Genomic DNA, 17,354 nt, shown 5'->3' on the forward strand with positions numbered 1-17,354 from the left:
TATTAATATCAGGTTCCCCTCTACTATCTCTAGCTATTAGCATATACCTATGGTTAATACCGAGACTACTCACTCCTTTGGAAAACTCTCACTAGCTTCTATATCTTCAACTATTTCCCACGAAGTCGTCATGAGCTTAATTTATTACGCGATTATTAAGGGTGGACTGATAAATTCTCTCTACTCCCTTTACCTTTTATGTAACAGATATCCCATTGTTATCATAGCAAGTAACACTAAGGAAAGCGGAAATGCGCTGGGTATAAGTAAAGACCAATGGACTCTAGCTGCGACTAATGCAGGACTACCGATAGATAAGAGAGGTGCCGAAGTACTCTACATACCTTCACCGTTAGAGATAAAGGACCAGGAGAACTTAGCCAATGTAGCCTCTGTAATGTCAAATCTCGGAGTTAGTTACACCGTCAGCTCTTCAATTTCAGATCCAGGCTATTATGCCTACATGGTAGGAGACTTCGAAACAGCTAGAAAGGTCTATACTAATATAGCAGAAATTTCAAAAACTTTAGGAATAAAGAAAATAGTGGTTACGGACGGTACGGCGTACTTCTGGTTGAGATGGCAAGGACCTAAGAGCACAAGGTTAGAACTACCAATTCCAGTTGAACACATAACCCAGACGGTATACGAGAGGTATAAAGCAGGAACGGTAAAGCTAAAGAAAGCCGATGTGGATACTCCAGTCACTGTTCATTATTCAGAGTTTCTAAGCAGGTTAGGAGGAGTTGAAGAACCGCCAAGGGAGTTAATGAGGCTCATCGCTCCACAGTTTAAAGAACCCAAAGTTTCACCCTCATCGGATAAATTATACACTTGTGGACATATGCTAGAACTGTTTGACGAAAAGAAAGATACGTTAAAGAAGGTCAGAGAATATGTTATGGCGCAGCTAAATAAGTGGGAGGGAAGGACCGTCGTAGTGTTCGACCCCAATTGCAAGTTATCGCTTGAAAATGGAGTTAAGGATAATCAAGGGAATTTTAAGGTAGTAAATATCACTAGTCTACTTAACAAGGCGATTGTGAAATGAGCATATTGTCTCGTATACTGGGTCTCGATGAACTGAAGAAGACGATCTTGGAGGACTACGACACTTTCAAGAAATTACTAACTATAAAGGAACCGAAAGAGGAAAGTCCCGACATTCTTAAAGAGCTACTCTCGTTATACGGTATAAAAGTCGATGAAAAATCCACTCAGGAAGAAATGTTTAATAGACTTGTTGACGAATTAAGACCAAAGAAGCGTGGGTAAGAATTGACTACGATTGTGGCTGTAGGATATTGGTATAAGGGTGACTACCAGATTCCACTTATAGCTATGGAGGAATTAAGAAGAGAGGGGATAGAAGTAATAGATTTAAGTATGGGTGCAATTAAGGCATCTACTTTTTTATACGAAATTTCTCCCTCTAAGCTTATTGTGCTAGTCAGTGAGAAAAGAGGTAAGAGGGAACTTAGGGTCTACAAACCGGAAAGGGGAGACGCATTCAGTGATTGGGCTGATATTTATAATAATATGAAGGCGTATTTCATGGATGTCGAAAGCTTCATAAAATCTTCAAATGCATTAGGCAGTTTACCCGATGAAACAATAATTATAGAGTGTGAAGTAGAAAACGAGGATGGAGAGATGAGTGACTGGGGTAAGGAGTGTTTAAAGCTGATGAAAGAGGAGGTGCACAAAATATTGGGAGTGAAGTCTTAGGAGATTTAAAGGAAAAGGCATATCTAATAACTTTCGTGAGGACTATCCCTAAAGACTTGCTCAGTAAGATTTTAGATGGAATACCTGTTGAAATAATCCCTGATGATAGGAACCCTAATTTTGTGAAGCAGGTGGCTTTTCTTTCCGGAGATGTTCAATATTATGCCGATTCTCTAATTGCAAGACTTTTAAGAAATAACATAAATCCCGATGACGTAGTCTGGTCTTACGAGGTTTACCTTGAGCTAGAGCTTAAGAAAAAGCTTAACTTATTGAAAATCCCGTCTGTATTGCCTCTAGTAGGTAACGTCACTACTACCGGGATTATAATTAGTAATGACCCGGACTTAAAGATGAGGGTGAGGAAGTTCACAACTGTACAAATAGACAAGACCGTGAAGGTGATAAAAAGAGATGAGAAACAAATTAAGATCCAAAACGTCATCTCTGAGTTAGAAGAGTTAATAGGCAAGTTACTCTCACCCTGAGTCATTAAGTAAGCTTCTTCCTCTTCTTTTTACATCACATTTAAATAATTATTTTAAATAACTATTATTGTGAATAAAAAGTGTCTGGTATATTTCCGTTCGATTCTCAACTAAGAAAAGTAAACGTGGCTGAACAGCTCGAAAAATACCTTAATGAAGCGAGGAAAATTTATGATGCCTGTACCAAGGAAGGAGTAAAGCTCCTCCTATACGGCTCTGTGGGGATATACAGCGTAGTTAAAGATAACAAGTTAGCTAGGGAGTTGATAACACTGTACAGACGTAACGGAGTTCAGGACATAAACTTTATTGTTAGACCGGAGAGCAGAGACAAGTTTAAGGAAATAATTTACAGCTTAGATTATACACCTTACATACACCTCGAAAAAACTTTAGGTCATATAGCAGGTATGTTCTTCAAAGAGGACATAATAGTCAAGGTTTATTACTCTGAGGACATGAAATTCAATCACATTATCCCTGTAAACTGGAATTCCGATTTTACATTCGATAAACAAGACCTCCTCTTATCAAAACTTCAAATGCATTTCCCTACTAATAAGGATCTTTCTGACATCATTGCGTTAGTCCTCTTTGATGTACCTGAAGAGAAGATACTCGAACTCACTTCAAAGGACTGGGGTCTTTGGAAGGATGTGACGAGTAACTTGCAAAAGAGTAGAGAGTTGGTGGCAAAGCTTATAACGGATGAAGTGAGGGAGAGGGAAGAACTAATGCCGGTAATATCTAAGCTGATCAAACTCCACGGAAAGATAATGAACTCTCCGAAGGCTGAGTCTTGGAAACCGCTACCGGAAGATGCTAAATATTGGCGGGATTTTTGATGAAGAGGATAGCTATAGTGGGTGTGGGTAATAGGATAATGGGTGATGACGGCCTAGGTTCGTATTTGGCACAAGCTATGCAGGGCAACGTAGAAGGTGCTGATGTAATAGATCTGGGCAGTGCCGGAGTAAATGCGATAGACTACCTGAAAGAATACGACATAATTATTATCCTCGACGCAGTAGCGGTAGATCAAGAAGGTGTTTATGTTTCTGAGGAAAAAATTGATGAAGAGGATGCAGATCAGGTTACGTCAACGGTCTTGGACATGCAAATTTCTGGATCCCACGGTATGGGGATCCAGAGTATTCTTTTTATCCTGAAACTAATGGGCTACAACCCTAAAATTTTCATTATAGGACATAGACCCTACGTCTTAGAACCTATGAACGGAATTTCAGAGAAGTTAAAGGAGAAAGTACCCCAAATACTTGATGCACTTAAAGATGTATTGAAGCCCTATAATGTTAAGATAGATAAAGAAAGAGTGTTAAAGAATTTTGAGGAGGTGATTAGCTCTGATAGACCTTTCTAGTAATAGAAATAGTATTGCGGAAATAGTAGGAGAGATCCCTATAACGCCCTATTGCTGTCTAGTATGAATATGTGGTTAGAGAGAGAAGTTTGCAAAGGTTGCAGAAGAAATACCAGAAGCAAAGACACTTTACATGTTTTTACCGTCTGATGTGATCTTATCATTAATTTTCAATGAGAAGGTGAAGATTGGTCAGTTGAAGATAAGCATTTCTAAGCCAAGTGTAATCTTGTCACCTTATTATGTAACCAAGACACTAAAGGAATGGGACTTGATAGCACATGAGGTGAAGGTATTTAAGGATGAGGTGTTGGCCAACTCGAGAGAGGACATATGCAAGAACGAGAAAGTCGTAGTGTCACAGTATGATATCTCCAAGAGGTTAATGGACAAAAAGTTCGTAGCGTCATGTGGGGTCGAGTTCAAGCCCCCTTATTATTTCGTACCCTCTAACGAGAGGCTAGATATAGCCCTTGAAGGTGCGGTAACAGTATTATATAAGTCTGAAGCCGACAGACTAAAGGTTAATTACATACAGACGGGGCTAACCATAGATTTCCATGTATCACTGTTTAAGAATTTCTCCAACCACGAAGTAAAGTTATATGAGGGTTTAAAGAATATTTTTCAGGTGAAAAATAATAGTTGAGTGCTATAAGATAGTGATCACGGGCATAGTACAAGGTGTAGGATTCAGGCCCTTTATATTCAGGATAGCTAAGAGGAGCGGAGTGAAAGGATACGTTAAGAACATGGGAGGAAGTGAAGTAGAAGTCCTAATACAAGGAGACAAACAAAATATTGGTAAGTTCATGGAGTCTCTCTTTAAAGACGTTCCAGAAGTCGCCAAAATAGATAAAATCATAACAGAAGAGACTGAATGCGGTGACTGGAAAGATTTCTTTATACTTCCCAGTGGTACTTACGTAAAAGAGCCTAGCCAAATACCTCCAGACTTTGCAGTATGTGAGGACTGTATGAGGGAAGTGCTCAACCCTCAGGACAGAAGGTATAGATACCCCTTCAACAGTTGCGTGAAGTGTGGTCCCAGGTTTTCTATGATGTACACAATCCCTTATGACCGGGAAAACACTTCCATGAGGGACTTTCCCCTTTGTAAAGAATGTGAGAGAGAATATCATAATCCGGAAGACGAGAGGAGATTTGACGCTCAGGGAATAAGTTGTCCTATATGTGGTCCCAGACTATTTCTATCTACAATAGAAGGAGAGATTATAGACGGAGATCCCATAAAAACTACGGCTAAACTTATCTCCGAGGGCTATATAATAGCAGTAAAGGGAATAGGCGGATTTCATATCGTAGTTGACCCACTCAACGATGACGTAGTGTTAAAGCTCAGGAAGAGGAAAAACAGACCCCAACAGCCCTTTGCTGTAATGGCACAGTCGCTCGAGATAATCGAAAATTACGCTATAGTAAATGAAAAGGAGAAGGAGCTTCTAACTTCTCCTCAAAGACCTATTGTTCTGCTGAAGAAGAGAGAGGATGGTGAGTCATTATCTAAATATGTTTCACCGGGCCTCGATCGTGAGGGATTCTTTCTTTTTTACACACCCCTTCATTACCTTCTGTTGGAAGAATTTCCTCCGCACCTCTTTATAGCCACGAGCGGTAACAAACACGGCTTTCCCATGTGTGTTGACGAGCAATGTGTTAAGGAGAAACTGAAAGACGTTGTAGACTATGTCCTATACCACAATCGGAAAATTGTTAACCGTGTGGACGACAGCATGATCAGGGTCTCCAATGGTAGGCCGCTTCTGTTGAGGAGGAGTAGGGGTTATGCCCCCTTATGGATACAGCTGAAGAATAAGGCCTTACACCATGATATATTAGCACTGGGTGCGGAGCTTCAGAATGCTGGGGCTGTAGCATTTAAGGACAAGGTAATCCTAACTCCTTACATCGGTGATACCGATGAATATTCAACTCTAATTGACTTAGAGAACTACGTCTTAAAGTTCGTCACAATGTATTCTCTCAAACCTAAAGTTGTTGTAGTTGACAAGAATCCCGCTTATCAGAGTGTATACTTGGGAGAAAAGCTTGCGGAGAAGTTCTCAGCTAAAGTAGTAAAGGTTCAACACCATGTAGCCCATATCCTGAGTGTTGCTGCAGAAAACGGTATTGAGAGTGGTGTCGGTATAGCCATTGACGGTATAGGTTACGGGGATGATGGCAACGGTTGGGGAGGAGAGGTGATTAAATTTGAGGGTGTAAAATACGAGAGAAAACACCACCTGAAATATGTGCCTTATGTTGGAGGTGATGTTAATGCTCTAAGACCTAGGAGGATGTTGGCGATGTTTTTGTCAACTTTTATGGATTGGAATGAGGCCGGAAAGATAGCTGGAATAAAGGAAGAAGAGGCGAGATTGTTGGAAAAAATTACAAAGAAGCCCGGTTTAATGACGTCGAGTACGGGGAGGTTCTTAGACGCAGTTTCTGCTTTTCTCAACGTGTGTGACCAGAGAACTTACGAAGGCGAACCGGCCATAAAGTTAGAGGCTTCCGCGAGAGGCGGTAAATTGCTCGACTTAGATATTAAGGTTGTGGGTGAGGAGATAGACACTCCTAGTGTCTTCAAATGGCTCATTGAAAACAGGGGGAGATATAGAATAAATGACATAGCTTATACTGTCCAGTATAGGCTCGGAGAGGCTCTAATTAAGACGGCGTTGAAATACGGAGACAAGGTAATAGTGTCGGGTGGAGCAGCAGTGAATGAGTACATCTTAAAGGGTATGATGGAGAACAGTGAAGGAGCTGAGATAATTCTACCGAGGAAAGTTCCGCCTAATGACGGAGGAATAGCTTTAGGACAAGCCTATTACTACGCTTTAATTAATGATACTTCTTAACGTTTTTAATCTGGCTAACTCAGTGAGATGACGTCTATAGTCCTTTATGGAACCGCTTGTATACTAACAATCTTCTCTCCCTTCTTGTTGAAAATGTGGACTGCACAAGCTGAACACGGATCAAAACTCCTTACTACCCTGAGTACGTCAAGGCCTGTTACACCGGTCTCCTCTGTTACCTTCTGTCCTACTATTGACTTCTCTACTGGTCCACCCTTGCTGAAGTTTCTGTCCGTGGGAGTAATTATCTCGTAACGTTGTATAACCCCTTGTTTTGCGATCATCCAGTGAGCGTTTCCTCCTCTCGGTGCGTCATGTGCCCCCACAGCCATTTCGCTCTCTTTACCTAAAGAGAATGTCTTGAAGTTCCTACTCACCTCTACATTAAGCAAATACTCTGCCAGAAAAGCGACTGTAAAAACCCTTGCGAAAAACCTCTCCATAACGTCGTTACTTTTATACTCCCACTCCTCATCAAAAGCTTTAGGCTTTCCTTTTATTTTTCTATAAGCGTATAACCTAGCTATATCTCCGGTAGTGGGTAGAAACTCTTCTTTACCAATATTCTGTCTTACGTGAAATAAGTAGTTCCTCCCAGAGACTTTAAGCCGAGTCTCTTTGTTCCAAGGGTGCCTTTCATCGACTTCATTCCCTAAAGAGTCTCTTTCAATGCTCCTTGTCCACTTCTCATAAGGAGTTCCTTCAACGTCCACCCTCACTCCTAACAGTATTTCCCTAAGGTCTCGTGAAACTATTTCCCCTCCTTTGACTAACGCGGGAGGGAAATACCTCTTCGAAGCCCAGTAACTCATGTTTTCATAAGTAGCGTCATACTCGTGGGGTTCTAATAAACCGTAAGTTATGAAGTCTTCACCTATATCCTTGTACATACCGACGAAAAACTCCCTCAGCTCTTTTGCTACGTAAAGTAATCTGTCAATATCCCCTTTTATGCCTTTTATGCCATCCTTAATTTTCTGATCTGCGTTTTGATCTCTGATTTCGAGACCTCCAGCCCGTAATGAAACAGGTTGCGGGTATCTCAACCATATCAAGGTTGCCATCTCTCTGATCTTAGTCTGGACTTTCAGCGCTGTCTTATATATTTCCCCGCTAAAGTAGAGCTGTTGCAGTAAGTCTGAGACCCTAACGTAACCGTGTCTATCCTTATATGTACAATAGGTTTCCTTCGCCTTATTGAACAAGGAGGGATTATAACGGGATACAAAGTTCGAAGAAAAATCTATAGCCTCAAACATAAATGCCACTACTACGTTATTATACATTATGTCGGCTAAAGAATAGGCTATATTCCTGAAGTCTATATACCCCTCACTCGGATAAACACCCTTAGCCATCTCTAACGTCTCCGTCGATACTAATGCGTGAGTTGCACCGCATACTCCGCAGATCTTTTCTGTAAGGTTAGGGGCTAGCTCTACCTTTTTACTCTTCAAAAGTATCTCAAAGCCCCTGAACATGGTTATCTCTACGTTAGCCTCAGTGTAGACATTACCGTCAATTTTGACGTCTACGCCCAGATGACCTTCGACCCTTGTGATGGGCTCTAATTTCAACTTTTGCTACCCGTTACAGCATAGTATATTGCAGCAACCATCATCTTATCCGAAGCCGGACAGCCCGGTACCTCATATACTTGTTTTCCTAAATACTCCTTAATACCCACGTAACCTAATTCTCTGATAACCCCTCCGTTAACGGCACACGAACCTACGGCGATGATAGCCTTGGCATTTTGACTCAGCCTCCTTATCAGTTCTCCACAAGTCATATCCCCTACATGACAGAGCTTTTCGTCCTTGGGTAAAGCCCCCTCAATTACCAAAATGAAGTCTTGTTGTTGGAGGATCTCTCGTAGATATTCCTGGCCACTTCTTTCACCACTTATAATGGAAAACATCTTAAATGGTGAGGAGTGAAAGAAAATGTCTTCTAATGACTTACAACCCGATTTAAGTATCGACACACTTTCGCCGGAGCAGGACTGGGCTTCGATCCAAACTACATTACTCTTAAGAACTGTCTCTAAAGCTTCACAATAATCCATAGAAAATTTTAGATTTACTGATATTTAAACTTGTGAGCCGGTTAAACGGGCATATAATAAAATTTTTCATAATTATATTGAAAAAAATAAAAATATTATTAAGATGATATTTTAGAACACAATATTTAATAAGTCCTGCGGTGATATTATAATGTAGCTACCATGAGTGATCCAAAAAGTGTGATCACTAGACTGCACGGAGCTGGAGGAGCTTATATGCATAATCTCATTAAGGAATACTTCCTTCAACTCTACGACGGTTACGGAGAGGTCGGTCTTGATGTGCTTGATGACGGAGCGGTGATAAACGGTATAGTCTTTACAACGGATTCCTTCACAGTCAGACCCCTTTTCTTCAAAGGAGGAGATATCGGTAGACTTGCCGTAAGTGGGACTGTAAACGATATCGCCATGATGGGCGGGGATCCTATAGCCTTAAGCTTAGGAGTTGTAATAGAAGAAGGATTCCCCAAGAGTGATCTAGCTAAAATAGTTGAGAGCATAAAAAATACAGTAGAAGAAGCAGGGGTTCACATAGTCACTGGCGATACTAAAGTTATGGAGAAAGGATCTTTGGACAAAATGATTATCAACACCAGCGGTATAGGCGTTGCCTCAGACGCACTTAAATATAACTTCACCGTCCTCAGAAAGACCAGGCAGGTAAAGTACGAATGGTTAGTCCCTATGAATTTACGTGATGGTGATAAGATCATAGTGTCGGGGAACATAGGCGATCATGCGATAGCAATACTTTCCTCTAGGCAGGGAATAGAGTTCGAAATAAATGTTGAGTCGGATGTAGCGCCGCTGAATAAGATGATGAAAGCTGTCCTCGAAGTAGGGGGAGTTGCCGACGCTAAAGACCCTACGCGGGGTGGGTTAGCAGACTTATTAAACGACTGGAGCGAAAAATCCGGCTTGGGAATTTACATAAGGGAGAACGATATACCGGTGAGGGAGGATGTCAGGAACGCGATAGAGTTCTTGGGCTTAGATTTGATGGAGTTAGGGAATGAGGGGAAAGCTGTTTTAGCCGTTTCACCAGAGATGGCTCGAGACGTTTTAGATACACTACATAAGACGCCCTGGGGTAAAAACGCTGCTATAATAGGTGAAGTCAGAAAGGATATTCAAGGAGTTATCTTAGAAACAGCTGTAGGAGGAAAGAGACTTGTCACAAGACCAGTAGGTGATCCCGTCCCAAGAATTTGTTAGGTGGTACCAATGGCAAGGTTAGTTTGTCTTGATTGTGGGCACGTAGAAAAAGTCCCACTGCATTGCAACAAGGAAATGACGTATGAATTGAAGGGTAACTTCAGGAAATACGAATACCTAAAGTGTGATGTATGTGGCTATGAGATTACGATGCCTCTTCACTGTTCTATCCCGATGCTTTACGTAGATGAAGACTACCTACCAGTTTCTAAGCCCAGTAAAAGCGAGCTAGAAGAGATTAGGAAAATTTACGGTGGTTGACATGTGTGTTGCATATCCAGGTAAGGTAATAGAAATAAACGGTGAATTCGCAAAGGTGGACTTCGGAGGGACAGTGAAGGACAACGTGTTGATATCGTTGGTAAACGCCAAGGTAGGAGACTACGTATTAGTTCACGCAGGTTATGCCATTCAAATAGTGGACGAAGAAGAGGCTAGGAAGACAATAGAGTTATGGGAAGAGATGACAAAAGAATTAGACGAAGAACAAAAAAGAAGAGATTTATACGAGGCGATAGGTGGTAAAGGTGAGTAGCGAGAACAAACAGAATCAAGAAAGACTCCCCCAGATTTTGAAGTATTACAGAAACCCAACCCTAGCGAAGGCGATAGTGGAGAAAATTAACGATCTAGCAAAGAAAATACAAGAGGATATAGCCATAATGCACGTTTGCGGTTCTCACGAATGGACAATAACCCATTACGGCATAAGGTCACTCTTACCAGATAATGTTCAGATCAGGGCTGGCCCTGGTTGTCCAGTGTGCATAACCCCGGCTACAGATATAGACGATGCGGTAAAACTTGCCTTAGACGGTGTGGTAGTCGTAACCTACGGCGACATGAGCAGGAGTAAAGGAACTAAGATGAGCCTACAAGACGCAAAAGCTTTGGGAGCTGACGTAAGAGTGATATATGGTGTCCAGGACGCTGTAGCGATGGCAAGAAAAGAGCCAAACAAAGAGTTTCTGTTCTTCGCCGTAGGTATGGACACTACTGCACCAGCTACAGCCTTCGAGGTACTCAAGGGAGTACCAAGGAACTTGAGCTTCCTAGTTTCATACAGATACACACCTTCAATTCAGGGCTCTGTAATGGAGTCAAACGTTCTAGGGATAGACGCTTTCATTTCAGCTGGCCATTCGGCAACCATTACCGGGATGAAACCTTATTACGAGTACTTCCTGAGGACTAAAAAACCTGTAGTTTTCTCAGGTTTTGAGCCCATTGACGTCCTTCTTTCAATTTACATGCTATTAAGGCAGATCTATGAGGGCAAGCCGATGTTAGAGAACGAGTATACTAGGGCTGTGACTTGGGAAGGGAACGTTAAAGCTCAGGAGGTGATGGAGAGAGTCTTCGATCTAGAGGACGGTTACGTTAGGGGGGTAGCTATATTTCCCAAGGCAGGCTTTAGGTTGAAGGATGAGTTCAAGGAAGTCGATGCAAGGGAGAGGTATGGGTTGAGGAAGGGGATTTCAACTAAGGACGAATATGTTGCTGGAGCAAGATGTGGTGAAGTAGTGATGGGTCTAATAGATCCCCCAGAATGCCCGCTTTATATGAAGACTTGTACCCCGGAAGACCCTAAGGGGTCTCCTATGGTATCTCAGGAGGGGACTTGTTGGATATGGGCTCACCACAAGATACTCAACTACGTTCCCAGATGTAAGAGGTGATTACTACGGTCTATATGATAGGTAATACGTTCTGTAAGTTATGCCAAACAGACGAAGAACAGCTCAAAAGAGAGCTGGTAAGGACTGTGAGGGCTTTTTATTATAAAGGATTAGTCACCAACGCAGGGGGTAATCAAAGTGCAAGATTGCCTGGGAGTAATAAGATATGGATTACTCCTTCCGGTTATCCCAGAATGAGCTTAACAGAAGAGGATCTGATAGCAGTAGACTTAAACGGTAATGTAATAGTTGGCGACTTAAAACCCTCTATAGAAACTTTCGCTCATTTAGAAGTGTATAAGAGGAGACCTGATGTGAATGCTGTTATTCACGCTCACGTCCCTTATGTGATGGGGGCAACTATTTCGGGTTACTTAGAGGTAACTCACGGTGAGGCCGCAGCGATACTCGGTGAAGTTAAGATAGTCCCCTATGCGCATCCCGGGACTAAAGAATTGGCTAAGTATATAGGAGAGGCGTTTCAAGGTGAGGGGATGAAAGTCCCCAGGGTAGTAATAACTCAAAATCATGGCGCGTTTTCAGCAGGTGCTTGTATCCACGAAGCTAGGGCTTTCATAGAGATACTTGATGAGTGGGCTAGGTTTAACATAGCGGCTAAGGCACTGGGAGGTATAAAACATAAGTTAACTTTGATCGACTTAAGGAAGCCCGGGGCAGGGTATATTAGGGCGGTGAAGTTCGGTGGAAGGACCGGATTTAAGTGAGGTTTTAGAGCCTGAGACCGGTGTACCAGTTGTAGAGTTGGGACTTGTCAGGGAAGGTGAGGACGGGACTTTATATTACAAACCTATATCTCCTTATACTCCTCAGATACTCGTAATAGCGTTAGGAATAGAACTTGTCCTATATACTAGAAGAAGAGTTAAGTTAGAAAATTACTATTTAGAAGAAGAAATAAACAAGAGGTTGGAAATGCTTTATGAAGCAATTAGCGATCAAACTACTTGAGATTGCTGAAGTAGAGAAAGACCCTGCAATAAAACTTTCTGCCTTATTAGAATGTATAGAAAATTTAGTCGAAGTGGACGATAGTGAGCCTGATTTTAAGAAGAAGGTTCTAGATACGATAAGACAAGACAAAGAATTGTATGAAATTTATGAAAGAATTATAGATGGGATGTTCGATCTTATAATTACGGGGAGTGTTACTGAGATTGATAGTTTAGTTACCGCTGTAAAAAAGAGAGTATCAGTAGTAGAAGGAAAGTCATTATAATCAACATAATGCTAAAGAATTGAACAACGATAAAGTAGATGTATAGAACTAGCTAAGGTCTAGTAACACTTAACACGTATATAAAGCTAGTTAAAATATTAGTTATAAAAAAGGAGTAACGGAATCAAAAGCGTGTGCGGTGGTGATGAAGAATACATTATATCCAAATTTAAACACTTATTTTTCAGAAGATCTCTCACTGATGCAAGAGACGCTCATCCGCAGTTTGGCTAAGCTCTTAATGGGAATGAGGAGAACAATAAGTACCTTTCCCCTATCACGGGACTAGGCATTGCGGATGAAAGCTCGGTTTGATTAAGTAATTTTTCTAAATAACAAACTAGGAATGAAGAAAATTTATCCAAATATTAACAGAGGAGGACTTCAACCATCTTTCACGTACCTAAGACTACCATACAGTATTATTTCATCTTTAGCTATAATTCTCCTCATAGTGATTTTTACAATATTGATGACGCAAGTATTGAGTAGTTAAAAGGATGTGTCTTTCATTGAGATTTTTCTAAATAAGAGTTCCAAAGTGATGTATGTTATATAGATAACCCTTTCATTTGGCCCTTCTGTTATGTGTAGTAACTTACCGTCATGTCTCCACTTACAACTATGGCAACATATTTTAAACTTTGTATCTACCCTCCTAAGGAGTTGACTTAGGGACTGCTTACCGTGCTCTGGAAATTGTGGAGTAGATTTAAAAAAGATTTTTAGTTATTTATTCAGAACTCCACCTTTCTATTATTTCCTTGTTGTCTAGGACTAACATTAACCTACTCATGTTAGCCAAAGACCTCTCATGGGCTTCCTTGTCTGCTGATGACACGGCTTCTCTAGCTATTACCGGTAAGAATCCCAAGGTTTGGGCGTGCCTCGCTGATGTTTCTACACCGATATCCGTAGCGATCCCCGTGAAAACAATGACGTTGATTCCGGCATTTCTCACCATGAGTTCGAAGTTAGTCCCTACGAATATAGAAGCAGTGTTCTTGTTCAGTACTACGTCACCCTCCTTAGGGTATACCTCTTTAACTATGTCACCCGGATCAAATCTCCTCCTCAAGTATGGGGGCTGAAACCTCTCAGGTAAGGGTGTTATCTTAGTGTAAACTATTGGCACGTTGTACTGCCTAGCAGCGTCGATTAACTCCTTAAGCTTGGAGAGAAATTCATCTTTGTTAAATATTGAGTTAACTAGGGCTTCTTGTACATCCCATACTACAAGAACGGAGTTCTTCCTAGTTATAAACTTTTTTACTTCGTCTTTGTTATACCAAGCCATAAATTCATAATTGATCAGTGGGTAAAAAGTTTATCACCAAACAAAATGTCAAGCAAAACTCGCCACGAGAGCCCTTAAAATTTGGATCTCATATCGGTGGTAAACATTTAATGTCTAATTTACGAAATAGTTGTTATGGAACTTAAACTCCCGCCCAGAATTAAAGTGCTTGAGGCACTTGGAGCTATTGCTGATGGTAGAGTTGAAAAGACAGAGGAAGGTTGTAAGGTAATCTCCTCAGAGAGGGATAAACAGTACGAGGTGAAGATCAAGGGGCAAGTGGTCTACAGTGATGATAACGGGACAAGGTTTAGGGGATATATAGGTTACCCTATTATATCCTGTCTTATGTTAAACGGTTCCCTCCCTTTTGACGATAAGTATGCAAATGCTTTAAGGGGTATACCATGGAAGAGGCTTAACGAGGAGTATAAGAATTACACTAGGGTAGAGGAAATAGTGTTTAAGGTAAGTGAAGAGAGGGGTGTTAAGAGGGAGGAACTTGAGAAATTTGTAGATCACGTTATGAACAAACTCAAGACCCTTCATCTACGTCGTTAATAACTGAACTTATTTTCCTCTTTAGGTCATCCTCGACTTCATCCTCTTTGAGGACTCTTATAGCGTAGCCAGCGTGTACTAGCACCCAGTCACCTTCCTTAGCGTCTACTAAAGAGAGCGAGATGTTTTTCCTAACACCTCCGAAGTCCACAATCCCTTCTTCTCCTTGCTTTTTCACCACTTTTCCTACAAAAGCCATATCGTAGGGGTCGTATTCCATAAATAAATATCTCCAAAGAAAGGATTAAAACATTGAGTTTTTACCCGAGGCGTAACTTATCCTGACTTTTAGTCTAATTTCACAATGTCTATAAAAAGCTCATGTTAACTTAAGTTAAAAGACTTCACTACGATCTTAAATCAGAAACCTCATGTGGATAACTCTGTTGATCAAGAAATGAGATAAAATAAAAATAATCTGGTTATTTTTGTGGAGTAGTATTCTGTTTCAATTCATTTAGTTTTTCTTCATATGATTTAAGTAGGTTATCTATGGTCAATACTCCTAAATATTTGCCATCCTTTACTACACAGACCCATCTACTCCTAAGTCTAGCCATTACGTCCCAGCAGTCTTCAAAGGTAGATTCTAGTCTAACATACGGTACTCCTCTAACTACATATTTCCCTACAATATCATCACCGTTAGCTTTCTCTAAGTCCCTTAAATACACTGCCCCTACAAACCTATCGTTTTCATCTGTAACGGGCAAACTCAAGAAATTGTTCTCCATCATCTTAGATAAAGCTGAGCTTACTTTATCACTTATCTTTACTCTAATGTCAGAAAGTTTGGCATCACTTACCTTCAATATTTGTAATAATGGTATTTCATATTCAAGCTTATGTGCTGGTGAATCTCTCCTAGTAGGGACTTGAGCTTGATAAATGGTGTAATTTCCTGAGATTAAGTAAGAGAGTGCTACGGCTATCATAGTCCCGGGCAAGAGCTGTAAACTCCCTGTCATTTCAGTTACCATTACTATCATTGAGAGAGGCACTTTTCCTGCAGCACCAAAAAACGACGCCATTCCTATTATAACGAAAGGTGCTATTGTAGGAACTATGTTCGGGAAGATATGATGGAAAATAAGACCTAAATCAGCTCCTACGAAAGCCCCTATGAAAAGCCCAGGTGCAAATACTCCTCCACTACCCCCTGAACCTATTGAAAAGGAGGTAGCTAATATCTTTAATAAGGGAAGTAAAGCGAGGAGTACTACAACAGGTAAAATGGGAGAGTAAAATACGTTAATTTTCTCGTACTCAACCAAATTTATCCATCCATAACCCGTACCCATTACTTCAGGAGCTACTAACGCTATACTCCCTGTAACTAACGCTCCAAGTACAGGTTTAAAGTATTTGTTTATCTTTAACTTCTTGAAAAACGAGTGTACACCATAAAACAGTTTAACATAAAGTATTGCTACGAGTCCGTTAACTATTCCCAATATAGCGTATAAGGGTAATCTGAGCGGATTAAATGGTTCTGAGTAATAACCGAAGACCGGTGTAAAGCCGTAAATTGACCCGAATATTACATAACCCACTGCTGCAGCTATTAAAGAAGGATACAATACTTCAGGTTCAAGATCTCTCCTATATAATATTTCTGCAGATAATAGCGCTCCGCCTATGGGAGACTTAAAGATAGTTCCTATACCTGCTCCAATACCCACAGCTACCATTTTCCTTCTATCCTCGGGAGGAAGTTTTAACAAATCAGCAAGGACAGAACCTAATCCTGCTGAGAACTGAGCTGTAGGTCCCTCTTTTCCAGCACTCCCTCCTGAGCCTATAGTTATCGATGATGCTATGAGCTTCACCGGTACTACTACCCACCTTATCTTACCTTGGTAATAATGATAAGCTCTTATAGCCGCATCAGTCCCATGTCCTTCAGCCTCAGGTGCAAATGTATAAACTATAAGTCCCGAAATTAGACCACCAATAGCCACTGAGACTGGAATTAGATAATAATTTCCAGGATGAAAAGTGAATGAAAGACTTCCTCCTTCTCCTAAAGGTTCTGGATAAGAAACACCTACAAATTTATGTATGAAGATAAATTCGAATAAATGTAATAAAGTGTAAAATATTGTAGCAGCTATACCTGCTACAACACCCGCTATAACACCTAGAATAAACCACTTTTCATAGTAATTTAGTCGTTCAAAGTAGTTCATAATGATCTTTAACAATATCAAGGTTTAAAGTTTTAAATAAAATTGAGGTTTAGTAGAAAATCTGCTAAAATAATCTATCAATCGTATTGCAATCGTTATTGACTACTTTCGTATAAGTAGTTACGGATTAAGAAAGCAAACATTTAGCAAGATCCTTTCCGTTCTCTTCCTGCCTACTAGCTAGGGTTCCTCATTGATTAGAAGATACGTTTGAGGGGAAGCCAAGAAGCCACCATTTAAGTTCGTGACATCAATTACGTTAAGGTAATTCTCAAAATGAAAATACTTATAACATGCCTCGACCTTTTTCCGTATTTAGGACACGAAATTGAGGAGTATTTTTGGGTTTAACTAAGCCCACAACGAGAGCACGTGTTTATTACCTGCCAAACAACCTAGAAGTCTACTTATGAAGTAGAATCTGGAAGTGACTCATTTTATAAATAGGGAAAACCCTAAATGGATGAACACAGTTACTCTCTCCTCATCGAGGGACAGAAAGACTAAAGTGCCTTTTTAGAGCAAATACAAGACTATATATTGTTTGGTTTGTGATATTAAGCTAAAATAGAAGATAGTGAAAGTAATCAGAGTCATTAAAAGTTTATCAGGGTTTGACCTTC

The 17,354-nt window shown here is 40.6% G+C and carries 21 protein-coding genes; 16 read left to right on the forward strand and 5 right to left on the reverse strand.

Features of this window, described 5'->3' with window-relative positions; genetic code table 11:
• Nucleotides 1-49 precede the first annotated feature (49 nt).
• The 8 genes from D1868_RS06370 (at nt 50) to hypF (ending at nt 6,482) form a co-directional block, all read left to right on the forward strand.
• Nucleotides 50-1,051 (forward strand): (Fe-S)-binding protein, encoded by a 1,002-nt coding sequence (locus D1868_RS06370; RefSeq protein WP_156006654.1) that lies wholly within the window; start codon nt 50-52, stop codon nt 1,049-1,051.
• Entirely contained in the window at nt 1,048-1,275 is a 228-nt protein-coding gene (locus D1868_RS06375) for a hypothetical protein (protein ID WP_156006656.1), read from the forward strand. The genes D1868_RS06370 and D1868_RS06375 overlap by 4 nt, the downstream gene beginning before the upstream one ends.
• A gap of 3 nt (nt 1,276-1,278) precedes the next feature.
• Nucleotides 1,279-1,728 carry a hypothetical protein gene (locus D1868_RS06380; protein ID WP_156006658.1) on the forward strand — a complete coding sequence of 150 codons (450 nt, stop codon included), beginning with the start codon at nt 1,279-1,281 and terminating at the stop codon, nt 1,726-1,728.
• Nucleotides 1,674-2,216 carry a hypothetical protein gene (locus tag D1868_RS06385; RefSeq protein ID WP_156006660.1) on the forward strand — a complete coding sequence of 181 codons (543 nt, stop codon included), beginning with the start codon at nt 1,674-1,676 and terminating at the stop codon, nt 2,214-2,216. The genes D1868_RS06380 and D1868_RS06385 overlap by 55 nt, the downstream gene beginning before the upstream one ends.
• 80 nt (nt 2,217-2,296) lie before the next feature.
• Nucleotides 2,297-3,061, forward strand: a complete 765-nt coding sequence (locus tag D1868_RS06390; RefSeq protein WP_156006665.1) for a hypothetical protein — start codon at nt 2,297-2,299, stop codon at nt 3,059-3,061.
• Nucleotides 3,061-3,597 (forward strand): hydrogenase maturation protease, encoded by a 537-nt coding sequence (locus tag D1868_RS06395; protein ID WP_156006667.1) that lies wholly within the window; start codon nt 3,061-3,063, stop codon nt 3,595-3,597. Before D1868_RS06390 ends, D1868_RS06395 begins: the two co-directional genes overlap by 1 nt.
• A 133-nt stretch (nt 3,598-3,730) precedes the next feature.
• Entirely contained in the window at nt 3,731-4,246 is a 516-nt protein-coding gene (locus tag D1868_RS06400) for a hypothetical protein (protein WP_156006669.1), read from the forward strand.
• A 13-nt stretch (nt 4,247-4,259) separates the two neighbouring features.
• A complete protein-coding gene (gene hypF / locus D1868_RS06405; RefSeq protein WP_231112318.1) occupies nt 4,260-6,482 on the forward strand; it encodes a carbamoyltransferase HypF in 2,223 nt (740 codons plus the stop codon).
• A gap of 44 nt (nt 6,483-6,526) precedes the next feature.
• On the opposite strand, the gene D1868_RS06410 is transcribed toward hypF, so the two are convergent.
• Nucleotides 6,527-8,059, reverse strand: coding sequence for a nickel-dependent hydrogenase large subunit (locus D1868_RS06410; RefSeq protein ID WP_156006672.1), 1,533 nt, complete (start codon nt 8,057-8,059; stop codon nt 6,527-6,529).
• Nucleotides 8,056-8,550: an NADH-quinone oxidoreductase subunit B family protein gene (locus D1868_RS06415; RefSeq protein WP_156006674.1), complete on the reverse strand. Its 495-nt coding sequence runs from the start codon at nt 8,548-8,550 to the stop codon at nt 8,056-8,058. Before D1868_RS06415 ends, D1868_RS06410 begins: the two co-directional genes overlap by 4 nt.
• A 162-nt stretch (nt 8,551-8,712) precedes the next feature.
• Between D1868_RS06415 and hypE the strand changes: the two genes are divergently transcribed.
• From hypE to D1868_RS06450, 7 genes are read left to right on the forward strand one after another with little or no spacing between them, the layout of a single operon-like run.
• Nucleotides 8,713-9,768, forward strand: a complete 1,056-nt coding sequence (gene hypE / locus D1868_RS06420) for a hydrogenase expression/formation protein HypE (protein WP_156006676.1) — start codon at nt 8,713-8,715, stop codon at nt 9,766-9,768.
• A 9-nt stretch (nt 9,769-9,777) separates the two neighbouring features.
• On the forward strand, nt 9,778-10,029 hold the full coding sequence (locus D1868_RS06425) for a hypothetical protein (protein ID WP_156006678.1): 252 nt from the start codon (nt 9,778-9,780) through the stop codon (nt 10,027-10,029).
• 1 nt (nt 10,030) lies between these two features.
• Nucleotides 10,031-10,303, forward strand: a complete 273-nt coding sequence (locus D1868_RS06430; RefSeq protein WP_156006679.1) for a HypC/HybG/HupF family hydrogenase formation chaperone — start codon at nt 10,031-10,033, stop codon at nt 10,301-10,303.
• Nucleotides 10,296-11,447: a hydrogenase formation protein HypD gene (hypD, locus tag D1868_RS06435; RefSeq protein ID WP_196770212.1), complete on the forward strand. Its 1,152-nt coding sequence runs from the start codon at nt 10,296-10,298 to the stop codon at nt 11,445-11,447. Before D1868_RS06430 ends, hypD begins: the two co-directional genes overlap by 8 nt.
• Complete coding sequence (locus tag D1868_RS06440) at nt 11,444-12,172, forward strand: class II aldolase/adducin family protein (RefSeq protein WP_231112319.1); 729 nt, start codon at nt 11,444-11,446, stop codon at nt 12,170-12,172. Before hypD ends, D1868_RS06440 begins: the two co-directional genes overlap by 4 nt.
• Entirely contained in the window at nt 12,150-12,416 is a 267-nt protein-coding gene (locus D1868_RS06445; RefSeq protein ID WP_156006681.1) for an iron-sulfur cluster assembly protein, read from the forward strand. The genes D1868_RS06440 and D1868_RS06445 overlap by 23 nt, the downstream gene beginning before the upstream one ends.
• Nucleotides 12,388-12,684, forward strand: coding sequence for a hypothetical protein (locus D1868_RS06450; RefSeq protein ID WP_156006683.1), 297 nt, complete (start codon nt 12,388-12,390; stop codon nt 12,682-12,684). Before D1868_RS06445 ends, D1868_RS06450 begins: the two co-directional genes overlap by 29 nt.
• A gap of 733 nt (nt 12,685-13,417) precedes the next feature.
• Here D1868_RS06450 and D1868_RS06455 read toward each other — a convergent pair.
• Nucleotides 13,418-13,981 carry a cysteine hydrolase family protein gene (locus D1868_RS06455; RefSeq protein WP_156006685.1) on the reverse strand — a complete coding sequence of 188 codons (564 nt, stop codon included), beginning with the start codon at nt 13,979-13,981 and terminating at the stop codon, nt 13,418-13,420.
• A gap of 135 nt (nt 13,982-14,116) precedes the next feature.
• Here D1868_RS06455 and D1868_RS06460 point away from each other — a divergent pair, with 135 nt between their 5' ends.
• On the forward strand, nt 14,117-14,542 hold the full coding sequence (locus D1868_RS06460; RefSeq protein WP_156006687.1) for a hypothetical protein: 426 nt from the start codon (nt 14,117-14,119) through the stop codon (nt 14,540-14,542).
• Here the strand turns inward: D1868_RS06460 and D1868_RS06465 are convergent.
• Both D1868_RS06465 and D1868_RS06470 read right to left on the reverse strand, forming a co-directional pair.
• Nucleotides 14,517-14,762 (reverse strand): HypC/HybG/HupF family hydrogenase formation chaperone, encoded by a 246-nt coding sequence (locus tag D1868_RS06465; protein WP_156006689.1) that lies wholly within the window; start codon nt 14,760-14,762, stop codon nt 14,517-14,519. The two genes, D1868_RS06460 and D1868_RS06465, sit on opposite strands and share 26 nt — an antisense overlap.
• Before the next feature lie 202 nt (nt 14,763-14,964).
• The gene (locus D1868_RS06470; protein ID WP_156006692.1) at nt 14,965-16,731 is read right to left on the reverse strand and encodes a chloride channel protein; all 1,767 of its coding nucleotides are present in this window, start codon (nt 16,729-16,731) and stop codon (nt 14,965-14,967) included.
• Nucleotides 16,732-17,354: the final 623 nt, after the last annotated feature.

Origin of the sequence: Stygiolobus azoricus (genome assembly GCF_009729035.1) — an archaeon.
GTDB lineage: Archaea > Thermoproteota > Thermoprotei_A > Sulfolobales > Sulfolobaceae > Stygiolobus > Stygiolobus azoricus.

Excerpts from the sequence above, each read along its gene's own strand:
- D1868_RS06430 (WP_156006679.1), top strand. The coding sequence starts at position 10,031 with ATGTGTGTTGCATATCCAGGTAAGGTAATAGAAATAAACGGTGAATTC.
- hypE (WP_156006676.1), top strand. The coding sequence starts at position 8,713 with ATGAGTGATCCAAAAAGTGTGATCACTAGACTGCACGGAGCTGGAGGA.
- D1868_RS06370 (WP_156006654.1), top strand. The coding sequence starts at position 50 with ATGGTTAATACCGAGACTACTCACTCCTTTGGAAAACTCTCACTAGCT.
- D1868_RS06465 (WP_156006689.1), bottom strand. The coding sequence starts at position 14,762 with ATGGAATACGACCCCTACGATATGGCTTTTGTAGGAAAAGTGGTGAAA.
- D1868_RS06470 (WP_156006692.1), bottom strand. The coding sequence starts at position 16,731 with ATGAACTACTTTGAACGACTAAATTACTATGAAAAGTGGTTTATTCTA.
- D1868_RS06450 (WP_156006683.1), top strand. The coding sequence starts at position 12,388 with ATGAAGCAATTAGCGATCAAACTACTTGAGATTGCTGAAGTAGAGAAA.
- D1868_RS06415 (WP_156006674.1), bottom strand. The coding sequence starts at position 8,550 with ATGGATTATTGTGAAGCTTTAGAGACAGTTCTTAAGAGTAATGTAGTT.
- D1868_RS06400 (WP_156006669.1), top strand. The coding sequence starts at position 3,731 with ATGTTTTTACCGTCTGATGTGATCTTATCATTAATTTTCAATGAGAAG.
- D1868_RS06395 (WP_156006667.1), top strand. The coding sequence starts at position 3,061 with ATGAAGAGGATAGCTATAGTGGGTGTGGGTAATAGGATAATGGGTGAT.
- D1868_RS06460 (WP_156006687.1), top strand. The coding sequence starts at position 14,117 with ATGGAACTTAAACTCCCGCCCAGAATTAAAGTGCTTGAGGCACTTGGA.
- D1868_RS06425 (WP_156006678.1), top strand. The coding sequence starts at position 9,778 with ATGGCAAGGTTAGTTTGTCTTGATTGTGGGCACGTAGAAAAAGTCCCA.
- D1868_RS06375 (WP_156006656.1), top strand. The coding sequence starts at position 1,048 with ATGAGCATATTGTCTCGTATACTGGGTCTCGATGAACTGAAGAAGACG.
- D1868_RS06455 (WP_156006685.1), bottom strand. The coding sequence starts at position 13,981 with ATGGCTTGGTATAACAAAGACGAAGTAAAAAAGTTTATAACTAGGAAG.